The 19065-nt window shown below is 68.7% G+C and carries 15 protein-coding genes; 9 read left to right on the plus strand and 6 right to left on the minus strand.

Annotation, left to right across the window (positions count from 1 at the left end; genetic code table 11):
- Window positions 1-63: 63 nt before the first annotated feature.
- From AB0F86_RS25530 to AB0F86_RS25555, 6 genes are all read left to right on the plus strand, one after another.
- Entirely contained in the window at window positions 64-5001 is a 4938-nt protein-coding gene (locus AB0F86_RS25530; protein WP_356986123.1) for an SDR family NAD(P)-dependent oxidoreductase, read from the plus strand.
- Window positions 4998-6398, plus strand: a complete 1401-nt coding sequence (locus AB0F86_RS25535) for a hypothetical protein (RefSeq protein WP_356986122.1) — start codon at window positions 4998-5000, stop codon at window positions 6396-6398. Before AB0F86_RS25530 ends, AB0F86_RS25535 begins: the two co-directional genes overlap by 4 nt.
- Window positions 6398-7855: an acyl-CoA reductase gene (locus tag AB0F86_RS25540; RefSeq protein WP_356986121.1), complete on the plus strand. Its 1458-nt coding sequence runs from the start codon at window positions 6398-6400 to the stop codon at window positions 7853-7855. Before AB0F86_RS25535 ends, AB0F86_RS25540 begins: the two co-directional genes overlap by 1 nt.
- Window positions 7852-9063 carry a cytochrome P450 gene (locus tag AB0F86_RS25545; RefSeq protein WP_356986120.1) on the plus strand — a complete coding sequence of 404 codons (1212 nt, stop codon included), beginning with the start codon at window positions 7852-7854 and terminating at the stop codon, window positions 9061-9063. The genes AB0F86_RS25540 and AB0F86_RS25545 overlap by 4 nt, the downstream gene beginning before the upstream one ends.
- Window positions 9064-9066: 3 nt before the next feature.
- On the plus strand, window positions 9067-9819 hold the full coding sequence (locus AB0F86_RS25550) for a DUF4239 domain-containing protein (RefSeq protein ID WP_181700959.1): 753 nt from the start codon (window positions 9067-9069) through the stop codon (window positions 9817-9819).
- Between the two features lie 905 nt (window positions 9820-10724).
- Window positions 10725-10871, plus strand: coding sequence for a hypothetical protein (locus AB0F86_RS25555; protein WP_356986119.1), 147 nt, complete (start codon window positions 10725-10727; stop codon window positions 10869-10871).
- A 76-nt stretch (window positions 10872-10947) separates the two neighbouring features.
- On the opposite strand, the gene AB0F86_RS25560 is transcribed toward AB0F86_RS25555, so the two are convergent.
- A complete protein-coding gene (locus tag AB0F86_RS25560) occupies window positions 10948-11364 on the minus strand; it encodes a cytochrome c oxidase subunit 4 (protein WP_067495990.1) in 417 nt (138 codons plus the stop codon).
- Window positions 11365-11374: 10 nt separating this feature from the next.
- Window positions 11375-12373, minus strand: a complete 999-nt coding sequence (locus AB0F86_RS25565) for a cytochrome c oxidase subunit II (RefSeq protein WP_225282223.1) — start codon at window positions 12371-12373, stop codon at window positions 11375-11377.
- A 539-nt stretch (window positions 12374-12912) separates the two neighbouring features.
- Between AB0F86_RS25565 and asnB the strand changes: the two genes are divergently transcribed.
- Window positions 12913-14856 (plus strand): asparagine synthase (glutamine-hydrolyzing), encoded by a 1944-nt coding sequence (asnB, locus tag AB0F86_RS25570; protein WP_356986118.1) that lies wholly within the window; start codon window positions 12913-12915, stop codon window positions 14854-14856.
- Window positions 14857-14913: 57 nt separating this feature from the next.
- Here asnB and AB0F86_RS25575 read toward each other — a convergent pair whose 3' ends face one another.
- Together AB0F86_RS25575 and erpA are read right to left on the minus strand one after the other, a co-directional pair.
- The gene (locus AB0F86_RS25575) at window positions 14914-15882 is read right to left on the minus strand and encodes a carbohydrate kinase family protein (RefSeq protein WP_356986117.1); all 969 of its coding nucleotides are present in this window, start codon (window positions 15880-15882) and stop codon (window positions 14914-14916) included.
- Between the two features lie 175 nt (window positions 15883-16057).
- Window positions 16058-16414, minus strand: a complete 357-nt coding sequence (gene erpA / locus AB0F86_RS25580; RefSeq protein ID WP_067496006.1) for an iron-sulfur cluster insertion protein ErpA — start codon at window positions 16412-16414, stop codon at window positions 16058-16060.
- 314 nt (window positions 16415-16728) lie between these two features.
- Here erpA and AB0F86_RS25585 point away from each other — a divergent pair, with 314 nt between their 5' ends.
- Window positions 16729-17331 (plus strand): DUF3043 domain-containing protein, encoded by a 603-nt coding sequence (locus AB0F86_RS25585; RefSeq protein ID WP_225282312.1) that lies wholly within the window; start codon window positions 16729-16731, stop codon window positions 17329-17331.
- Window positions 17332-17388: 57 nt separating this feature from the next.
- On the opposite strand, the gene AB0F86_RS25590 is transcribed toward AB0F86_RS25585, so the two are convergent.
- Window positions 17389-17556 carry a hypothetical protein gene (locus AB0F86_RS25590; RefSeq protein ID WP_356986116.1) on the minus strand — a complete coding sequence of 56 codons (168 nt, stop codon included), beginning with the start codon at window positions 17554-17556 and terminating at the stop codon, window positions 17389-17391.
- 85 nt (window positions 17557-17641) lie between these two features.
- On the opposite strand from AB0F86_RS25590, the gene AB0F86_RS25595 reads away from it, so the two are divergent.
- Complete coding sequence (locus AB0F86_RS25595) at window positions 17642-18604, plus strand: helix-turn-helix domain-containing protein (protein ID WP_356986115.1); 963 nt, start codon at window positions 17642-17644, stop codon at window positions 18602-18604.
- Between the two features lie 4 nt (window positions 18605-18608).
- Here AB0F86_RS25595 and AB0F86_RS25600 read toward each other — a convergent pair whose 3' ends face one another.
- Entirely contained in the window at window positions 18609-19058 is a 450-nt protein-coding gene (locus tag AB0F86_RS25600) for a hypothetical protein (protein WP_356986114.1), read from the minus strand.
- Window positions 19059-19065 lie beyond the last annotated feature (7 nt).

The raw sequence follows: 19065 nt of genomic DNA on the forward strand, positions 1-19065 counted from the left end.
CGGCACAGGCTCTTTCGCGCCGACCGGGACACCTCCCGGTCGGCGCCCGGCTCGGGAGGACGCATGACACGACACACACCGGTGGCGGTGATCGGCATCGGTTGCCGCTTCGCCGGGGGCATCGACTCCCCGTCGGCATATTGGCGGCTCATCACCGGCGGCGGCACCGTCGTCGGCGAGCAGCCACCGGAACGCCTGCCGGACAATCGTCACGTGCCCGCAGTTCGGCGGGCACTGCGTCCCGGCGCCTATTTCGACGACATCGCGGGATTCGACGCCGCCTTCTTCGGCATTCCGGCAGCCGAGGCCGAGCACATGGACCCCCAGCACCGACTGGCACTGGAGGTCGCCTGGGAAGCTTTGCAGCACAGTGGAATCGACCCGACCAGATTGACCGGGACAGACACCGCCGTGTACGCCGGAATCGGTTCCGACGACTACGGCCGCAGACTGCTCGGCGACCCGTCGACCGTCACCGCGTGGACCGGTATCGGTGCCGCGCTGTGCGGTGCGGCGAACCGCATCTCGCACGCGCTCGACCTGCGCGGCCCGAGCGTGGCCGTGGACACCGCCTGTTCGTCGTCGCTGGTCGCGGTGCATCAGGCGATGTCGGCGCTGCGCGACGGTTCCGTTCCGCTCGCGCTCGCCGGTGGTGTGATGCTGATGGGCGACGCCGCGCTGTCGGTCACGCTTGCCGAGGCCGGTGTGCTCGCGGACGACGGGGTGTCCAAGTCGTTCGACGACGCCGCGGACGGATACGGTCGCGGTGAGGGGTGTGCCTTCGTCGTCCTGGAGAGGCTCGACGACGCGCTCGCCGCCGGGCGCCGCGTGCTCGCGGTTCTGCGCGGCGGCGCCATCCGTCAGGACGGGCGAACCAGCGGCATCATGACGCCGAGCGGTCCCGCCCAGCAACATCTGGCCAGGGCCGCGTGCGCGGACGCCGGAGTGTCACCGGGGTCGGTCGACTATGTCGAGGCGCACGGGACGGGGACAAGGGCCGGCGATCCGGCCGAGGCGGCCGCGCTGGCCGAGGTATTCGGCACCGGGCGCCCGTCGGGAAAACCGTGCCTCATCGGTTCCGTCAAACCGAACATCGGCCACCTCGAGGCCGCCGCGGGTATCGCCGGTCTGGTCAAAGTCGTCCTTGCACTGCATCATCGGACGATCCCGCCCACGCGGACGACGAGCGGACCGCGATCCGATATCGACTGGCACCGCAACGGTATCGCCCTGGCCACCGCCACCGTCGGCTGGCCGTCGACCGAGCACACCGCGCGTGCGGGTGTGGCGAGTTACGGCTACGGCGGCACCCTGTGTCACCTCATCGTCGATGCCGCGCCGCCCGTATCGCCGGTGACGACTTCCCCTCGCGCCGAACACCTCTGTGCTGTCAGCGCGGCCTCGGCCGGGGGACTGCGCGACGAACTGCGGGCGCTTGCCACCGCCGTACGATCGCATCCCGATATCGATGCGGCCGACGTGTGCTTCACACGGGCCCGGCATCGCAGTCATCTCCCGTACCGGGTGGCGGTGCTCGCCGGTGATACCGCCGAACTCCTCGCGGGCCTCGACGCAGCCGTCACCGCCGAGTACCACCGCTCGGCACCACCGCACGATCCGGTGTGGGTGTTCTCCGGGCACGGAGCGCAATGGGCGGGGATGGGTGCCGAGCTGATCGACGCCGACCCGGCTTTCGCGGCCGCCGTAGCCGAGGTGTCACCGGTGTTCCGTAGCGAATGGGGCTGCAGCGCCGAAGATCTGCTGCGCCGGGGCGACCTCTCCCACACCCCGACGGCACAGTGCGCGATCTTCCTGACTCAGCTGGGGCTAGCGGCGATGTGGCGGGCGCACGGGGTGCGACCGGCTGCGGTGCTCGGCCATTCGGTCGGCGAGATCGCAGCGGCCGTCGTCGCGGGCGTGCTCGATCCGGCGGCCGGTGCGCGCCTGATCTGCGTGCGATCCCGGTTGCTGGAACCGGCCACCGGCCGGGGCGCCATGATCATGGTGGCGCGCGCTTTCGACGAAGTTTCAACCGAACTGGCGGGCTACGACGATGTGTGCGCGGCCGTTCGGTCGTCGTTCGGCAGCACGGTGGTCTCCGGCACCCGCCGCGCGGTCGACGCGCTGGCCGACGAATGGGTCGCACGCGGAATCCCGATCCGCCGTGTCGATTCCGACCTTGCCTTCCACAGCCCTTCGCTGACCCCGATCGCCGAGCGGCTCGCTCACGAACTCACCGATCTCGAGCCTGGCCCGGCTCGGATACCGCTATACACAACCGCCTTCACCGATCCACGCGATCCACGGCCTCGCGACGCCGCGTATTGGGCGACGAATCTGGCCGCGCCGGTGCGCTTCGCCGACGCCGTCGCCGCTGCCGGGGCCGACGGGCATCGCACCTTCCTCGAGATCTCGGCCCACCCGGTCGTCGCCCATTCCCTCGCCGAGATCGACGAGACATACCGGGCTGTCCCGACTCTGCACAGACAACGTCCCCAACTTGCCGCCTTCCACACCGCGGTCGGTGAGCTGTATCGGCTCGGTGCCCGAATCGACTGGGCGGCCATGTATCCCGAAGGCGCTCTGGTCGACCTGCCGACCATGCGCTGGCAACACCGGCACTACTGGCGGCACACGAACGAGGCGGCCACCGCCATCGTCGGCCACGACCCTTCCTCCGCGACGCTGCTCGGTGGTGAGCCCACTGTCGTCAACACCACACCGCCGGTCCGCGTCTGGCACACCTACCTCGACCGAACCGTCCGGCCCTATCCGGGTGACCACCCGGTGTGCGGCAGCGAGATCGTGCCCGCCGCGATCCTGCTGCACACATTCGCCGCGGCGGTACCCGGTCGGCGGCTCTACGACATCGCCCTTCGGGTACCGGTCACCATGGAGCCGGCACGACACATCCAGGTCACCGCTTCGGCGGGCAGACTCACCCTCTCCTCCCGGACCGACGGAGCGTGGCAAACCCACACCACGGCCCACTACCGGCGCGCGACGGGTCAGACCCGCCGATCACCCGTGCTGTGGTACCGCGGCGAGAACCTGCCCGCCGACTTCGTCATCGATCGGCTCGCCGCGCTTGGCGTGACATCGATGGGTCTGCACTGGCAGATCATCGAGGCCGAGCGCAACGACCAGGGTTTGTCCGCCCGAGTGAAAAGCACAGCGGCCGCGCCCGATTCGTGGGCGACGTTTCTGGATGCGGCCCTGTCGGCGGCGTCGGTGGTCTTCCCCGGGCCACCTGTACTCCGCATGCCCGCTCACATCGCCGAGTGCCGCTTCCCGCCGGGACCACCACCGGCGGAATTGGTGCTCACTGTCACCGTCCGGGCGGGACTACGGGTCGACGCCGACCTGTCCGACTCCGACGGCAGGTTGCTTGCCTGCCTGACGGGTGTTCGCTACGCCGAGCCGGACATCGACGCCGAGTCGCCGGCCGCCACTCTTGATCTGCGCTGGCAGATCCGCGAACCAGATCCCGGTACCACCGCGGCACCCGGCATCACGTTTTCCGGGGACGACCCGCTACTGCGGCAAGCCTTTTCAGGCACCGACGGGGACGGAATCATGGTCTGCGCGCCCAGGCCGCGGACACATGAATCCGTCGAGGAGTCGGTGCGGCGAATGGTCACCGAACTGTTCGAGACCGCGCGGACCCGGCGCGGACCGTGGTGGTGCGTCACACGCGGGGCAGCCGAAGCCATTACTCCGGCCGATCGCGCACAGTCCGCACTGTGGGGCGCGGGCCGGGCCCTGCTCGCCGAATACCCGGACAGTTTCGCCGGGATCGTCGACCTACCCGCCCGCCCGACCGCCGACGACCTGGCCGCGCTGCGCAGACACCTGTGCATACCACCGGGCTCCGGCGAAGACGTCGCCGCCGTCATCGACGGCCACGTGCACCACCTGCGCGCGGTGCCGGTCCAGTCGAACCCCGGCACATCGGGTGTGCGCTGTGATCCGGCCGCGTCCTACGCGGTCCTCGGGGCATCCGGAGCCCTTGGTGCGATCACCGCCCAGTGGTTGGTCCAGTGCGGCGCCCGCCGGCTGATTCTGGTGAGCAGGCGGGCTGCGCCACGGCGATCGAACCGCTTGCAACGCTCGCTGGAAGCTCAGGGTGTCACCGTGCGAACCGTGGCCGCCGACGTGGCCGACCGGCCCGCGCTCGCCGCCGCCCTCGACACCGACGCCCACGGTCTGCCTCCGCTGCGCGGCGTGGTCCATGCGGCAGGCACCGTGGCGAACGTGCCGGTCGCGGATCTGCGGCCCGACCTCGTCGAGCAGGGTTTGGCCGCCAAGGTGGGCGGAACCCTCGCTCTCGGTGCGCTGTTCGCGCCGGGCGATCTCGACTTCCTGATCCTGTTCTCCTCGGCCGGCCAGCTGCTGCACCTGCCAGGTCAACCGGTCTACAGCGCGGCCAACGCCTTCGTCGACGGCTTCGCCCGGCACCGCCGTGCCCTCGGCGACAGCGGTTGCCAGGCCATCGCCTGGACCAGCTGGCGTGGGCTCGGCATGTCGACGTCCTCGGCGGCGATCACCGCCGAACTCGCCGTCCACGGCACCGCCGACATCTCGACGGAGCAGGCGCTGCGCGCCCTCGACGGGCCGATCACGGCAGGTGGCGCGAATGTCGCTGTGCTGCGCGTGGTCCCGCACCCAGCCCACCCACCGCTGCTGGCAGGCCTCGCCCCGGCCCCCGCCGTCAGTCCGGGTGCCGGGTGGACAGCCCTCGAACCAGCCGATCTGCCTGCCGCGCTCGTCACCCTGCTGCGATCGTCCGTGGCGAACCTGCTCGGCGTGTCCCCCACGGAGGTTCCGCTGGGAATCGCCCTGACGGAGCTGGGTTTCGACTCGCTGCTCTCCGCGATCCTGCGTCGCGAACTGACCGTGCTACTCGGACAACAGATTCCGGCCACGCTGCTGTGGCATCACCCCACGATCGACGCCGCCGCCGGGGCGCTCGCCGACCTGCTCTCGAGGAGCCATCGATGACCGCAACTCCCGTCACCACCACCGCCGACCTGCGCACCTTCGCCGAGGACGCCGCCACCTACTTCGACCGGTCACGTATCGCCATGCACACCATGGATCCCAGGGAGCTGACCGCACTCCAACTGGACGCGCTACGCCTGCGGTTCGACGAATTGCGACCACGCATACCGGTTCTCGACGCGCTCGCCACCGAACAGCACATCGACGGTTTCGACTCCATCGACGACGCGGCGCCCCTACTGTTCCCCCACACGGTCTACAAGGCGTACCCGACACGACTGCTCGTCGACAACCGCTTCGACCGGATGAACACGTGGATGTCGCGACTCACCACCGTCGACCTGACCGGCCTCGATGTCGCGGGGTGCACCTCGATCGACGCCTGGCTCGCGACGGTGGACGAGCGGACCGAACTGCGCCTGGCACATTCGTCGGGCACCACCGGCACCATGTCGTTCATCCCGCACTCCCAGATCCAGTACGACCGGCTGTACCGCATCGTGCGCATGGACGTGCTCCCCGACGACGACCACACCGGCGTCGACGTGGTGTGGCCGAGCTTTCGGACCGGCCGCAGCGGCATCGCCCGGCACGCGACCGCCATGGCCGAGCAGATCGCGCTGACACCCGAACGCATGCACTGCCTGCACCCGGGGCTGCTCTCCGCCGATGTCATGTTCCTGGCGGGCAGGCTCCGGGCAGCCGCCGCCCGCGGCGAAGCGGGCCGCGTGGAGGTGCCGCCCGCACTCGCGCTGCGACGGGCCGAGTTCACCGAGGCCCTGCGCGCCACCGGACCGGGAATGACCGCGTTCGTGCGGCGCCTCGCCGACGAGCTGGCCGGTTCCCGGGTGGCGGCCCTGTCGACCTGGGATGTGCTGTCCGGCATGGCCGACAGCGCGGCCGAACAGGGACTCACCGATGTCTTCGCACCGGACTCGGTGATCTTCGCCGGTGGTGGTTCCAAAGCCGGTGCGCTGCCGGAGGATTGGGCCGAACGCACCGCCCGGTTCGCGGGCGTACCCGCCCTGCGATTCGTGTACGCCATGGTCGAGGTGATGTCGCTGAACCTGCAGTGCGGTGCCGGCGGCTATCACCTCGAACCGTGGCTGGTGCTGTACCTGCTCGACCCGGAGACAGGGGCGGTCCTGCCGCGTACCGGAACCACGACCGGCCGAGTCGCCCTCTACGATCTGACCGCCGACCTGAACTGGGGCGGCATCGTCACCGGCGACCTGGTGACAGTGGACTGGGAACCGTGCGTCTGCGGCCGGACCACCCCGCGGATCGGCGCGGCCATCAGTCGCTTCGCCGGTCCCGGTGGGGACGACAAGATCACCTGCGCCGCCACCGCCGAAGCGCTCGACGAGGCGCTGACCTTCCTCAACGGGGCACTGTGATGACGGGGACACCGCTGGCTCCCGCGTTCGTGCGTGGGCGAACCGTGCACGACGACGGTCCCGAATTCGGCGCCGGGAGCGCGGCCTTCCGGGCACCCGACGCACACCGCCTGCTTCCCGGCCTCGTCTGCCCCGGACCAACGAGCATGCGCGACATCCACGCACTGCCGACCGCCGACATCATCGACTTCCTCGACGAGGTCGGGCAGCGACTGCACCCCGACGACAACCCCCACCTGCGAGAAGCCCTCGCGAAACTCGTCGGCTGCTCCGGACTCACCGAGCCCGTGCTGCGCTCCACCTACGCTCAACTGGCCGGACTGTTCGCCCGCGAGACCACCCTCGACCTGGCCGAGAACACCATCGGCATCCGGTATCTCGACGGCTGGGCCGAATGGGGCTCGGCGCGGGTGCGGGCCTTCGGGGCGAGGACCGTGCACGTCATCGCGGGCAACAACCCGATCATCGCCGCGATCACCCTGGTGCGCAACGCCCTCACCCGGGGCGACGCAGTGGTGAAACTGCCCGCCAACGACCCCTACACCGCCGTCGCGCTGGCACGGACGATGGCCGAGGTCGATCCGGCGCATCCGCTGGTGCGGCACCTTGCCGTCGCCTATTGGCGCGGCGGGGACGAGCGGTTCGAAAGCGAGCTCTACCGGCCGGCTCATGTCGAAAAGCTCGTCGCCTGGGGCGGATTCGCGGCCGTCCGGCACCTCACCCGCTATCAGCAGCCGGGGCTGGAACTGGTCACCCTGGATCCGAAGCTCAGCGCGACGGTCATCGGGCCCGAGGCGTTCACCGACGACGACGCCCGGCACGAGACCGCGGCCCTCGCCGCCGCCGATGTCGGCCTGCTCAATCAGGACGCGTGCTTCAACGCCCGGGTGGTCTACGTCTGCACCGGCACGGACACGGCGGGCATCGACCGGGCGGTGCGGTGGGGCGAGCTGCTCCACGAACAGATCCAGGCCCTGCCTCCAGCGGTCAGTACGGCCGGTACCCGATTCGACCCCGCACTGCGCCGCGAGATCGCCGCCCTGCGCACCAGCCCGGCCTTCTTCCGCGTCTTCGGCGGGACTGAAGACGAAGGCGCGGTGCTGGTCTCGCTGTCCGACGAACCGGTCGACTTCCACGCCTCGCTCAGCGGCCGGGTCGCCAATGTCGTCCCGATCGATCATCCGGAACGAGCACTGGACGCGATGAACGCCTACACCCAGACCGTGGGGGTATGGCCGGAATCGCTCAAACGCACGCTGCGTGACCTCGCGCCTCACGCGGGCGCGCAGCGGTTGGTCTCGCTCGGCTTCGCCACGCACTTCCGCTCCGACACCCCGCAGGACGGGATCGAACCGATGCGCCGACTGGTCAAATGGGTCGTCGACGAGACCTACGATCCGTACCACATCCACCCCTTCGCCCAGCTCGCCCCGGCAGTGGAAGCGGTGCCGCGATGACAACACTGCTTCCCGAGGCCGAATTCGCCCGTCTGGCCCAGCGATTCGATCATCACGATCCAGCCTTCACCCCCGATGTGGCGATCGAGGTGCATCGGGCGATCCGCGAACAGAGCCGGGTCACCTACTCCCCTGCCTACGGCGGGATGTGGTTGCTCGCCCGCTACGACGACGTGGCCGCAGCCCTCACCGACCACGAGACCTACAGTTCGGCCGCGGGCGTGTTCTTCCCGAAAGCCGAAGGGACGCCACGCTTCGCCCCGCTGGAGTACGATCCGCCGGAGCACGGCAACTACCGGTCACTGATGCGCCCTCCGTTCCTGCTCGCGGCCGCACAGAAATTGCGGCCACGCATCGAGGGCGCGGTGGCCGAACTGATCCGGCCGGCGGCCCGGCGCGGGTCCGCCGATCTGGTGGGCGAGCTGGCAGTCCCGCTACCACTCGCGGTGGTCGGCATGGCAGTCGGCTTCTCCCCCGACGCTCAGCGGCGCATCCGCGATCTCACCGCCAACACCTGGGACCGAATGGCAGCCGACCCCAACGCCGACGGGTTCTGGCCGCCGTTCGCCGAACTCTTCCGGCAGGAGATCGCCAGGGCGAGAGACGAACCCGGTGACGACTATCTCTCCACGCTGGTCCGTGCGGAGTTCGACGGCAGGCCCGTGACCGACGACGAACTGCATGTGATGCTGGTGGCTTTCGCCATCGCGGGCCACGAAACATCGATGAACACCCTCGCGCACCTGCTCTGGCAGCTGGCCCGGCGACCCGATCTGCAGGACCGGTTGCGGGCTGATCCCGCGCTCATCCCCGCCGCGGTGGAGGAAACGCTGCGGCTGTGGGCGCCGGTCGACCACGGCACCCGGCGCACGACAACCGAGGTCGTCGTCGGCGACACCGTGATCCCCGGGGGCGCGCGGGTGGTACTGCTCACCGGTGCGGCCAACCGCGACCCACGCCGGTTCGACGACCCCGACACCTTCCGGCTCGATCGCGGTCCGATCCGGCACCTCACCTTCGGCCACGGCATCCACTTCTGCCTCGGGGCACACGTCGCCCGGCAGGAATTCGCCTTGGTCCTAGCCGAACTCGCCAGGTATCCGAATTACCACCTGGCGGGCACACCCACCCGCTACTTCGAGAACGGCAGACATATCTGCCTGGATTCACTTCCGGTCACATTCGATCACCCGACGAAGGACGTCTGAGACATGCTGTGGGAAGCCCTGTTGTGGGTCGCGCTGATCGCAGGCCTCGCCGGTGCGTGCGCCTACTACCTGCGCAGGCGCGGGAAAGGCCATGAGGGCGAATCGGTCAACGAGTCGGTGGGGCAGGTCTTCACTCTCGTCGCCGGGTTGCAGGTGGTGCTCGCCTCGTTCCTGCTCATCGGTGTACTCGACACCAACTCCGCCGCCGAGAAAGCGGTCTCGGACGAGGCCGACCGGCTGCTCGCCCTGCAGTGGGCGGGCGACTCGCTGCCGGATCCCGCCCGCAGCGCCATCACCGCCTCGGTGCGGCGCTACACCGGCGAGGTGATCGAGGTGGAGTGGCCCGCCATGACGGCCGCGAAGGAGGTCGACGACACCGCCTGGACCGAGCTCAGTGAGGTGCGCACCGCCATCGCCGCCACACCGGCGGCCGACGAATGGCAGCGTTCCCGCCAGATCGCGGCGGCGGACCGGCTGTGGGAGGTGTACGAAGCGCGTCAGACCCGGGTGGAAGCCGCGGGCAGCACACTGTCCCCGATGATGTGGGTGGCACTGATGCTCGGCGCGCTGCTGTCGATCGGCCTGTCGCTGATGTTCGCCGGCACCAGCGCCCGCGTCCACGTAGTGGTGGTGGCCAGCTTCGCCGCCGTGGTCACCTTCATGATCTACACGATCTACCAGCTCCAGAACCCGTACGGGCGGGCCGCGAAAATCGGGCCCGACGCCTTCACCACGATTCTGGCTCAGCTCACGTGAGAACACCGATGCGCACGGGATTCTGCGCGATAGCGATGGGTGCCAGCCTGTGGTTGCCGGGTGCGGTCGACGCCGCACCCGGATTTCCGTTCGTCCCCGGCGCTGATCCGGGCGGCGGAATCCCCGGCGACGGAATCCCGGCCGGTGGGATCCGGCCGGACCGACCCGTCGAGGAGTACCCGGCGCCACCGATCCCGATCGACGGGAGACCCGCAGCGCCGTCACGTCCGCAGACGCCGAACACACCGGCCGCGCCGAAAGTATCCGCCCCGGAACCCGACCGTGACTCGCAAAACCCGCCCGGCCCGAATGCCCCCTACGCCCAGATCATCATCCCGGGCCCCGCACCCCGGCGTGACGCACCTCCCGAACCGCCGTCGCCCCCTCCCGCGCCACCTGGGCCCGCACCGGTCCCCGAAACTCCGACCACTACGCCTACCCCCGCTGTCCCCGAGCCGAACCCACCCGGTCCCGCGCCGGAGCCACCGCTGCTCCTGCCACCAGACCCACCAGGCCATGGCGACCTGCCGGGAATCCCGGTGCCACCCGAACCACCTCACCCCGAGCCCGGAATGCCCTTGGCGCCCGTTCCTGTGCCCGACGTCCCACCACCAGCGGCACCCGTCCCGCCGGACATCCCACCACCGGCTCCCGCCCCGTTCGACATACCCCCACCCGCCCCCGCCCCGTTCGACATCCCCGCCCCGGCGCTGCCCAATCCGGACCCGCCGGTCGCTCCCGCCCCGATACCCCCACAACCGCCGATCGTGCCGGAGCCTCCAGCTCCCGCTCCACCCCAGCAGGCTCCCGCACTCCCCGCACCACCGGCGCGCACCGAACAACCCCGACCCAGCACACCGACCAGTCCGCCCGCGGTTCCTTCGACAGTCCCGACAAGTCCACCGGTGCAGATCCCGGCCTCGCGAGAACGGGAACCCGAGGTCGTCCACGCCCGCCCGGTCGTCGAGGAGCAACGACGATGGGCACTGGCGATCCTGCTGCTCGTGATCGGCAGCGCGGGGGCGGCCAGAGCCGCGACGCGCCGCTCCTGATCCCGGACCTACCGAAGGTCCCGAAACGACAATCGCCGCAATCCCGTACAGGATTGCGGCGATTGTGCGTAGCGCGTCAGTGCTTCTCGACGCCCAGGTAGTACTCGAAGACCAGGCCGGCGGCAGCGGCGAGAACCATCACCACGCCGAGGCCGATCAACCAGAACTGGAAGAAGGCCAGGCCGAGCGCCGTCACCGAACCGGCGGCGGCCAGGGTGATGGGCCAGAAGCTACCGGGCGAGAAGAAGCCGAGGTCGCCTGCGCCGTCGACGATCTCGGCGTCCTCGAAGTCCTCGGGCCGCAGGTCTATGCGGCGGGCGACGAACCGGAAGTAGGTGCCGATGATCAGCGACAGGCCGGCGGTCAGCACGATCGCGGTGGTACCGGCCCATTCGATGCCAGTGCGCGACTGCGCGGTGAAGAAGCCGTAGACGATGCCCACCAGGATGAAGAACGCCGTGAGCAGTTCGAAGATCCGTGCTTCGATCCTCATATCAGAATCCTCACTTGCTCTCGTTCACCGAAGCGCTCTTGATATCGCGCTTGGTGTTGAAGGGGTACGTGGAGGTGGCCACCGGGGACTCGCCGATCGCCTCGAGGGCCTGACCGTTGGTCTTGCCGTCGATGCGCGCCTGCAGGTACTGGGCGAACTTCTCCGGCGAGACCGCGCGGACCTCGAAGTTCATCATCGAGTGGTAGGTGCCGCACATCTCGGCGCAGCGCCCGACGAACGCGCCTTCCTTCTCGATCTCGGAGATCTGGAAGACGTTGTCGGACTGGTTTTCCTTCGGGTTCGGCATCACGTCGCGCTTGAACATGAACTCCGGCACCCAGAAGGCGTGGATCACGTCGGCGGCGGCGAGCTGGAACTCGATGCGCTTGCCGGTCGGCAGCACCAGGATCGGGATCTCGGTGCTGGAACCGACGGTCTCGACCTTGTCGTAGTGCAGGTACGAGAGGATGTCGTTGGCCGGCTTGCCGTGCAGGGGGCCCGGCTGCTTCTTGCCGTGGTCGCCCTCGCGCTCCTCGTAGCCGCGCAGCTGCTCCTCGTTGGCCAGCTCCCGCTCGGTGTCGATGCCGTTCCAGGTGAGGCCGCCCACATTGGCCACGTCGCGGTAGCCGAACTTCCAGTTCCACTGGAAGGCGGTCACGTCGACGGTGACGTCCGGGTTGTCGGTCTTCTCGTGCACGTAGTTCTGCACGACGACGGTGAAGTAGAACAGCACCGCGATGATCACGAACGGGATCGCGGTGTAGGTCAGCTCCAGCGACACGTTGTAGCCCGTCTGGCGCGGGAACTCCGGGGAGTCCTTGCGCTTGCGGTGCATGATGACGGTCCAGAAGGTCAGACCCCACACCAGCACGCCCATGGCGAGCGCGGCCAGGACCGACCAGGTCCACAGCTCCCGCATCCGGGTCGCCTGCGGCGTGATGCCCGAAGGCCAGCCGAACCGCAGCCAAACATTGTCGATCGAGCAGCCCGAGACCAGGAGAGCAGTCATCCCCAAGGACACCGCCAGCCCGGCCCGCCGAAGGATACGGCCCTGCCGACCCCGAACGGGTCGAGCCCCGATCTCTTCGCTCGCCTTGTGCGCCACGCTCACGCCTTCCTGGTCGCTACACATTCCGACACTTTGCGTCTTCGGGGCCGCGATCCGCCCGTCCGACACGTTTTCCAGCACGTTTCGGTCCGTCCCGAGTATCGCGGCTGTGACGCCGGTTCACCTGAGAAGGACCTGAGTACTACGCAGCGTAGACCAAAGCGGGTGCTGTCTTGTCGCGGGGTCGGATTCGACACTCCGCCTTGATCGGACGCGACCGCACGACCTGCGGTTCTGTTCGCGCGACCCGGCGATTCGGGCGGACGCGCGAACCGCCGCACCGGGTTTCGCGGCGCACATGCCCGCTCGCCTGGGTGCCGGGCGAGCGGAGTCGGTAGAGTTCAGTGCAACCCCGGTCGACCCCGTCGCGCCGGACGTCCACGCGCCGAGCCCGCCAGGGTCGCTCATGCGCACATCGAACGAGAGAAGGTTGCCGACACGTGTGCGGACTGCTCGGATTCCTGACAGCTGATGCGGCGACGACCGAGGTGGTCGATCAGGTCTACGACGCCCTGCACTGCCAGCGCCACCGCGGGCCGGACGAGAAGGGCACCTGGCACGACGATCACATGATCTTCGGCTTCAACCGCCTCTCCATCATCGATATCGAGCACTCGCACCAGCCGCTGCGCTGGGGCCCGGCGGACAACCCGCAGCGCTACGCGATGACCTTCAACGGCGAGATCTACAACTACCTCGAACTGCGCGAACAGCTGGCCGCCGAACACGGCGCCGAATTCCCCGAGGGCAAGATCTTCGCCACCGACGGCGACGGCGAGTCGATCGTCGCCGCCTTCCACTTCTGGGGCCCCGAGGCCGTGCGCAAGCTGCGCGGCATGTTCGCCTTCGCGATCTGGGACACCGAGAAGCAGGAGCTGTTCCTGGCCCGCGACCCCTTCGGCATCAAGCCGCTGTTCTACGCCACCGGCCCCGGCGGCACCGCGTTCGCCAGCGAGAAGAAGAGCGTGCTCGAACTGCTGAGCCCGCTCGGTCTGTCCGACGAGCTCGATCCGCGCGCCCTCGAGCACTACACGGTGCTGCAGTACGTGCCGGAGCCCGAGTCGCTGCACAAGAACATCCGCCGCCTCGAATCCGGCACCTACGCCACCGTTCGGGTGGGCGCGCAGCCGTCGGCCACCCGCTACTTCCGCCCCGACTTCCGGGTGCGCCCGTTCGCCGAGGGCGCCGCACAGAGCCGCTACGCGGAGATCGCCGCCGCGCTCGAGGACTCGGTCGCCAAGCACATGCGCGCCGATGTCACGGTCGGTTCGTTCCTGTCCGGCGGCATCGACTCCACCGCCATCGCCGCGCTGGCCATGCGCCACAACCCGAAGCTCATCACCTTCACCACCGGGTTCGAGCGCGAGGGCTACTCCGAGGTCGACGTGGCCGCCGAGAGCGCCGAGCTGATCGGCGCCCGCCACATCGTGAAGGTGGTCTCCCCCGCCGAGTTCGCCGCCGCCATCCCCGAGATCGTCTGGTACCTCGACGACCCGGTCGCCGACCCGGCGCTGGTCCCGCTGTACTTCGTGGCCAAGGAAGCCCGTAAGCACGTCAAGGTAGTGCTGTCCGGCGAGGGCGCCGACGAACTTTTCGGCGGCTACACCATCTACCGGGAACCGTTGTCGCTCAAGCCTTTCGAGTACCTGCCCGCCGGAGTGCGCAAACTCGTGGGCAAGCTGGGCGACCGTATCCCCGACGGCAAGCGCGGCAAGTCCCTGCTGCAGCGCGGCTCGCTCAGCCTCGAGGACCGCTACTACGGCAATGCCCGCAGCTTCAACGACGCCCAGCTGCGTTCGGTGCTGCGTGAGTTCCGCCCGGAGTGGACCCACCAGGACGTCACCGCCCCGATCTACGCCCAGTCCAGGGGCTGGGACCCGGTCGCGCGCATGCAGCACCTCGACCTGTTCACCTGGTTGCGCGGCGACATCCTGGTCAAGGCCGACAAGATGACCATGGCCAACTCCCTGGAGCTGCGCGTGCCGTTCCTGGACAACGAGGTGATGCGCGTAGCCGAGGGCATTCCCTACGACCAGAAGATCACCAAGGAAACCTCGAAGTACGCGCTGCGTCAGGCCCTGGACGGCATCGTCCCCGACCACGTCCTCAACCGCGCCAAGCTCGGCTTCCCGGTCCCCCTGCGCCACTGGCTGCGCGGCACCGAACTCTACGACTGGGCCGAAACCCAGATCGCCGAGTCCCAGACCGACCACCTGCTGAACAAGCAGGCCGTCCTGCAGATGCTGCGCGACCACAAAGCGGGCGTCTCCGACCACAGCCGCCGCCTGTGGACCCTGCTGGTCTTCATGGTCTGGCACGGCATCTTCGTCGAAGACCGCATCAAGCCCGAAATCCAGGAACCGACCTATCCCGTCTCCCTCTGACACACCACGAACGCCCCCGGGAAATCCCGGGGGCGTTCGTCGTTTCAAGATGTCCGGCTAGAGGAGAACGGCCAGGTCGTCGGCGGCTTCGGGGCCGTAGGCCTTGGTGAGGCGTTCGAGTGCGTCTTCGGTGTTGAGGGTCCATTCCTGGGTGCCGGTGGTTTCCAGGACGAGGACGGCGATGAGGGAGCCGAGCTGGGCGGCGCGCTCCAAGCTCAGGCCCGCGCGGTGGGCGGTGAGGAAGCCCGCGCGGAAACCGTCGCCGACGCCGGTCGGGTCGACCTTGCTCAGCTCGGGAACCACGCCTACGCGGACCTCGGTGCCATCGGTGTCGACCACGAGCACGCCCTCGGCGCCGAGGGTGGTGACCCGGATGCCCACCTTGGCGGTGATCTCGGCTTCGCTCAGGCCGGTCTTGGACTGCAGCAGCGCCCACTCGTACTTGTTGGTGAACAGGTAGGCGGCGCCGTCGACGAGTTCGGCGGCCTGCTCGCCGTCGAGGCGGGCCAGCTGCTGCGACGGGTCGGCCGCGTACGGAATGCCCTGCGCCTTGGCCTGGCGGGTGTGGGCGATCATCGCCTCGGGGTCGTTGGCGCCGACCAGCACCAGATCCACCGCGTGATCGGCGGCGATCGCGGCGATGTCGATCTCGCGCGCCTCGCTCATGGCGCCGGGGTAGAACGACGCGATCTGGGCCATCGTCTCATCGGTGGTGCACACGAAACGGGCGGTGTGGGACTTGGTCGACACGTGCACGGCCGAGCAGTCGACCCCGTTGTCCTCCAACCACTTCCGGTACTCGGCGAAGTCGGCGCCGACCGCACCGACGAGCAGCGGGCGCTGCTTCAGCAGGCCCATCGCGTAGGCGATGTTGCCCGCGACGCCGCCGCGGCGGATCTGCAGATCGTCGACGAGGAAACTCAGCGACACGTGGTCGAGCTGATCGGCGAGCAGCGCATCGGCGAATTTGCCGGGGAAACGCATGAGGTGGTCGGTGGCGATGGACGCGGACACGGCTACAGACACGAGGCGAAGCCCCTTCGGCGCTAGACGGAAACAAAGAAGCCCGGGATCACCCGATCCCGGACCTCAACCGTAGCAAGCGTGACCGCCGGTAGTTCACCTCTTGGTCACCTCGCCACGTCGTCGCGGCGCATGTGAGCGCGGGTTCACGGAGCCCGCAAACCCGCGGCAGCCGACCTCAGTTGAACGAATCGCCGCAGGCGCAGGAGCCCGTCGCGTTCGGGTTGTCGATGGTGAAGCCCTGCTTCTCGATGGTGTCGACGAAGTCGATCGAGGCGCCCTGGATGTAGGGGGCGCTCATGCGGTCGACCGCCAGCTTCACACCGGAGAACTCGACGACGATGTCACCGTCGAGGACGCGGTCGTCGAAGAACAGCTGGTACCGCAGGCCGGCACAGCCACCCGGCTGCACGGCGATCCGCAGGGCGAGGTCGTCGCGACCTTCCTGGTCGAGCAGCGCCTTCGCCTTGGCGGCGGCAGCGTCGGTCAGCGTCGCACCGTGGGTTTCGGTGGCGGTCTCGTTCTGCACAGTCATGGACACTCCTAGTTCGGCTCAGCCCGTCAACGGACCTCAGGTGCACAGCGCACGACTGAAATCAACACATCGCACCGGCTGCGTTATTCCATTTTGCCACCCATGCCGGCGCGTGTGGACCCGCCCCGGGTGCTCGTGCCCACACTACTCGCCTATCGGGTGTGATCCAGCTCGCATCGGTTCGGCGGTGAGACCACCGGCACCGCCGGGGAGACCGAGTTTCCCCCTGCTCGACCCCATCGAATAGCCTGGTGAACGTGAAATTGTTCCGTCGCGACGAGTCCAGCACCATCGACGAGTCCGTCGACCCCTCGGTGCCCGACGTCGAGAAGACCGCCGCCGCACCCGCATCGACCACCCCGGGTAAGGGTCGCCCGACCCCGAAAAGGCGTGACGCCGAAGGCAAACGACGCGGCCCGGTGGCGCCCGCCCCGATGACGGCCAAGGAGGCACGGGCCCGCCGCAAGGCGGCCAAGGGCAACCGCGCCGACCGTAAGGCTGCGGCCGCCGATCGCCGCGCCGCGGTGCAGGAGCGGCGCGCCAGGATGCTGGCGGGTGAGGACAAGTACCTGCTGCCCCGCGATCAGGGCCCGGTTCGCGCGTATGTGCGCGATCTGGTCGACGCGCGCCGCAACCTGGTCGGTTTGTTCATGCCGATGGCGCTGGTGCTCATCCTGACGATGTTCGTGGCGCCGCAGCTCAACAGCATCATCACTCTCGCCATGCTGGTGATGATGCTGTTCATGATCATCGAGGGTTTCGTGCTCGGCAGGATCGTGAACAACCGGGTGATCGAGCGGTTCCCCGAGACCACCGACACCGGTTTCAAGCTGGGCTGGTACGCCTTCGTCCGCGCGTCCCAGATCCGCAAGATGCGTGCCCCGAAGCCCCGGGTCGGCCCGGGCGACGCGGTATAACTTCCGCACCTGCGCGAATGCCGTTCCATCCACCCGGATGGGACGGCATTCGTTGTTTCAGAAGTGGCCCGGACGGATCTCGGTCGAATAGCCGGCGATCGCGCGGAGCTCGGCATCGATGCGCTGAGCGTCGCGGTCGACGACCCCGGTGGCGCCCGCCGTGCCACGTCCGGCGAGGACGGCGAGTGCGGTGATGGCGGCGAGGACGATCAGAAAAGTAAGCATGGCAGTAATTTTGCGCCCGTTGGTTTTCAGCCGAAAGTGGCTGTTCTGTCATTGTGCGTAAAAATCCAGCCAGTAGGATGGGGTGATGCTGTCCAGGGTTGCGGTCGTCCTCAACGAGAAGCTCGCGATGTTCGAGTTCGGCGTCGTCTGCGAGGTTTTCGGGCTCGACCGCACCGGCGACGGGTTGCCCGGTTTCGAGTTCCGGGTGTGCGGGGCGGAGCCGGGTAAGCCGCTGCGCTCGACAACTCCCGGCGTCACCGTGACACCCGAATACGGTCTCGACGAACTCCTGAACGCCGATCTCGTCGCGATTCCGGCATTCCCCTTCACCACCGCACACGCCTACCAGCCCGGGGTCGTCGAGGCGGTGCGCGCGGCCTCCGACGCGGGCGCCACCGTGCTCACAGTCTGTTCCGGGGCATTCCTGGCAGGTGAGGCGGGCCTGCTGGACGGGCGCAAATGCACGACCCATTGGCGCTACGTCGACACCCTCGCCGCCAAGTACCCCGAGGCCACGGTCGACCCCGATGTGCTGTTCGTCGACGAAGGCAACCTGATCACCAGTGCGGGCACCGCGGCGGGCATCGATGCCTGCCTGCACCTGGTCCGCCGCGAGATCGGCACGGCCGCCGCCAACGGCATCGCTCGCCGCATGGTGGTTCCACCCCAGCGCGACGGTGGTCAGCGCCAGTTCATCGAGCAGCCCATCCCCGAATGCCACGCCGCAGGCCTGTCGGACCTCCTCGCCTGGCTGAGCGAGAATCTGGCGCATCCACACACTGTCGACGAACTCGCCGCCCGCGCCAGCATGTCCACCCGAACCTTCGCCCGCCGCTTCGCCGCCGAAACCGGAACCACCCCGGTCAAATGGCTCACCACGCAGCGCGTCCTGTTCGCCAAACATCTGCTCGAAGCCACTGAGCTGCCGCTGGAACGCGTCGCCGACCAGTGCGGTTTCGGATCCGGCGCGCTGCTGCGTCACCATTTCCAGCGCCAGGTCGGCCTCGCCCCCACCGAGTACCGCAGGCGTTTCGGCTCCGGAAACTGAACGACTACGCCTGTTCCGGAGTCCGGTATCGCCCGGTGAGGCGCAGACCGTCGCGCACATTCAGCGACATGAGGACGATATTGACGGCGCCCGCCACGAGTTCGAGTGCCTGAACACCGTAGAACAGCGGCCCGAACCGGTCGCGCCCGGCGAGAACCGCGAGGACGATCGCTGACGGGATCAACACGAGCAGACCGTTGGCCGCGATGATCGGCATCCGCCGTTTCTTCGCGACGATGAGGGGCAGCGTCGAAGCTCCCGCCAGCCGGAAGCCGGTGCCGCCGGTCGCGGCTAGCGCGAGCACCAGCACCGGGAGCGCCCACGGGACGGCTTGTTTCACGGCGACGACGGCGTCTTTCGATCCGCTGAGTTCGCTGAGCACCGTGGACACCCAGAACGTGAGAATGGTGAGCAGTCCGATCACGCCCGCGATGGGATGGATTCGAGTGAGCATGGGGTAC

Source organism: Nocardia sp. NPDC023733 (assembly GCF_040639775.1).
GTDB classification, from domain to species: domain Bacteria; phylum Actinomycetota; class Actinomycetes; order Mycobacteriales; family Mycobacteriaceae; genus Nocardia; species Nocardia rosealba.

Excerpts from the sequence above, each read along its gene's own strand:
- AB0F86_RS25540 (WP_356986121.1), top strand. The coding sequence starts at position 6,398 with ATGACGGGGACACCGCTGGCTCCCGCGTTCGTGCGTGGGCGAACCGTG.
- AB0F86_RS25545 (WP_356986120.1), top strand. The coding sequence starts at position 7,852 with ATGACAACACTGCTTCCCGAGGCCGAATTCGCCCGTCTGGCCCAGCGA.
- erpA (WP_067496006.1), bottom strand. The coding sequence starts at position 16,414 with ATGACTGTGCAGAACGAGACCGCCACCGAAACCCACGGTGCGACGCTG.
- AB0F86_RS25530 (WP_356986123.1), top strand. The coding sequence starts at position 64 with ATGACACGACACACACCGGTGGCGGTGATCGGCATCGGTTGCCGCTTC.
- AB0F86_RS25590 (WP_356986116.1), bottom strand. The coding sequence starts at position 17,556 with ATGCTTACTTTTCTGATCGTCCTCGCCGCCATCACCGCACTCGCCGTC.
- AB0F86_RS25560 (WP_067495990.1), bottom strand. The coding sequence starts at position 11,364 with ATGAGGATCGAAGCACGGATCTTCGAACTGCTCACGGCGTTCTTCATC.
- AB0F86_RS25600 (WP_356986114.1), bottom strand. The coding sequence starts at position 19,058 with ATGCTCACTCGAATCCATCCCATCGCGGGCGTGATCGGACTGCTCACC.
- AB0F86_RS25550 (WP_181700959.1), top strand. The coding sequence starts at position 9,067 with ATGCTGTGGGAAGCCCTGTTGTGGGTCGCGCTGATCGCAGGCCTCGCC.
- AB0F86_RS25595 (WP_356986115.1), top strand. The coding sequence starts at position 17,642 with ATGCTGTCCAGGGTTGCGGTCGTCCTCAACGAGAAGCTCGCGATGTTC.
- AB0F86_RS25535 (WP_356986122.1), top strand. The coding sequence starts at position 4,998 with ATGACCGCAACTCCCGTCACCACCACCGCCGACCTGCGCACCTTCGCC.
- AB0F86_RS25565 (WP_225282223.1), bottom strand. The coding sequence starts at position 12,373 with ATGACTGCTCTCCTGGTCTCGGGCTGCTCGATCGACAATGTTTGGCTG.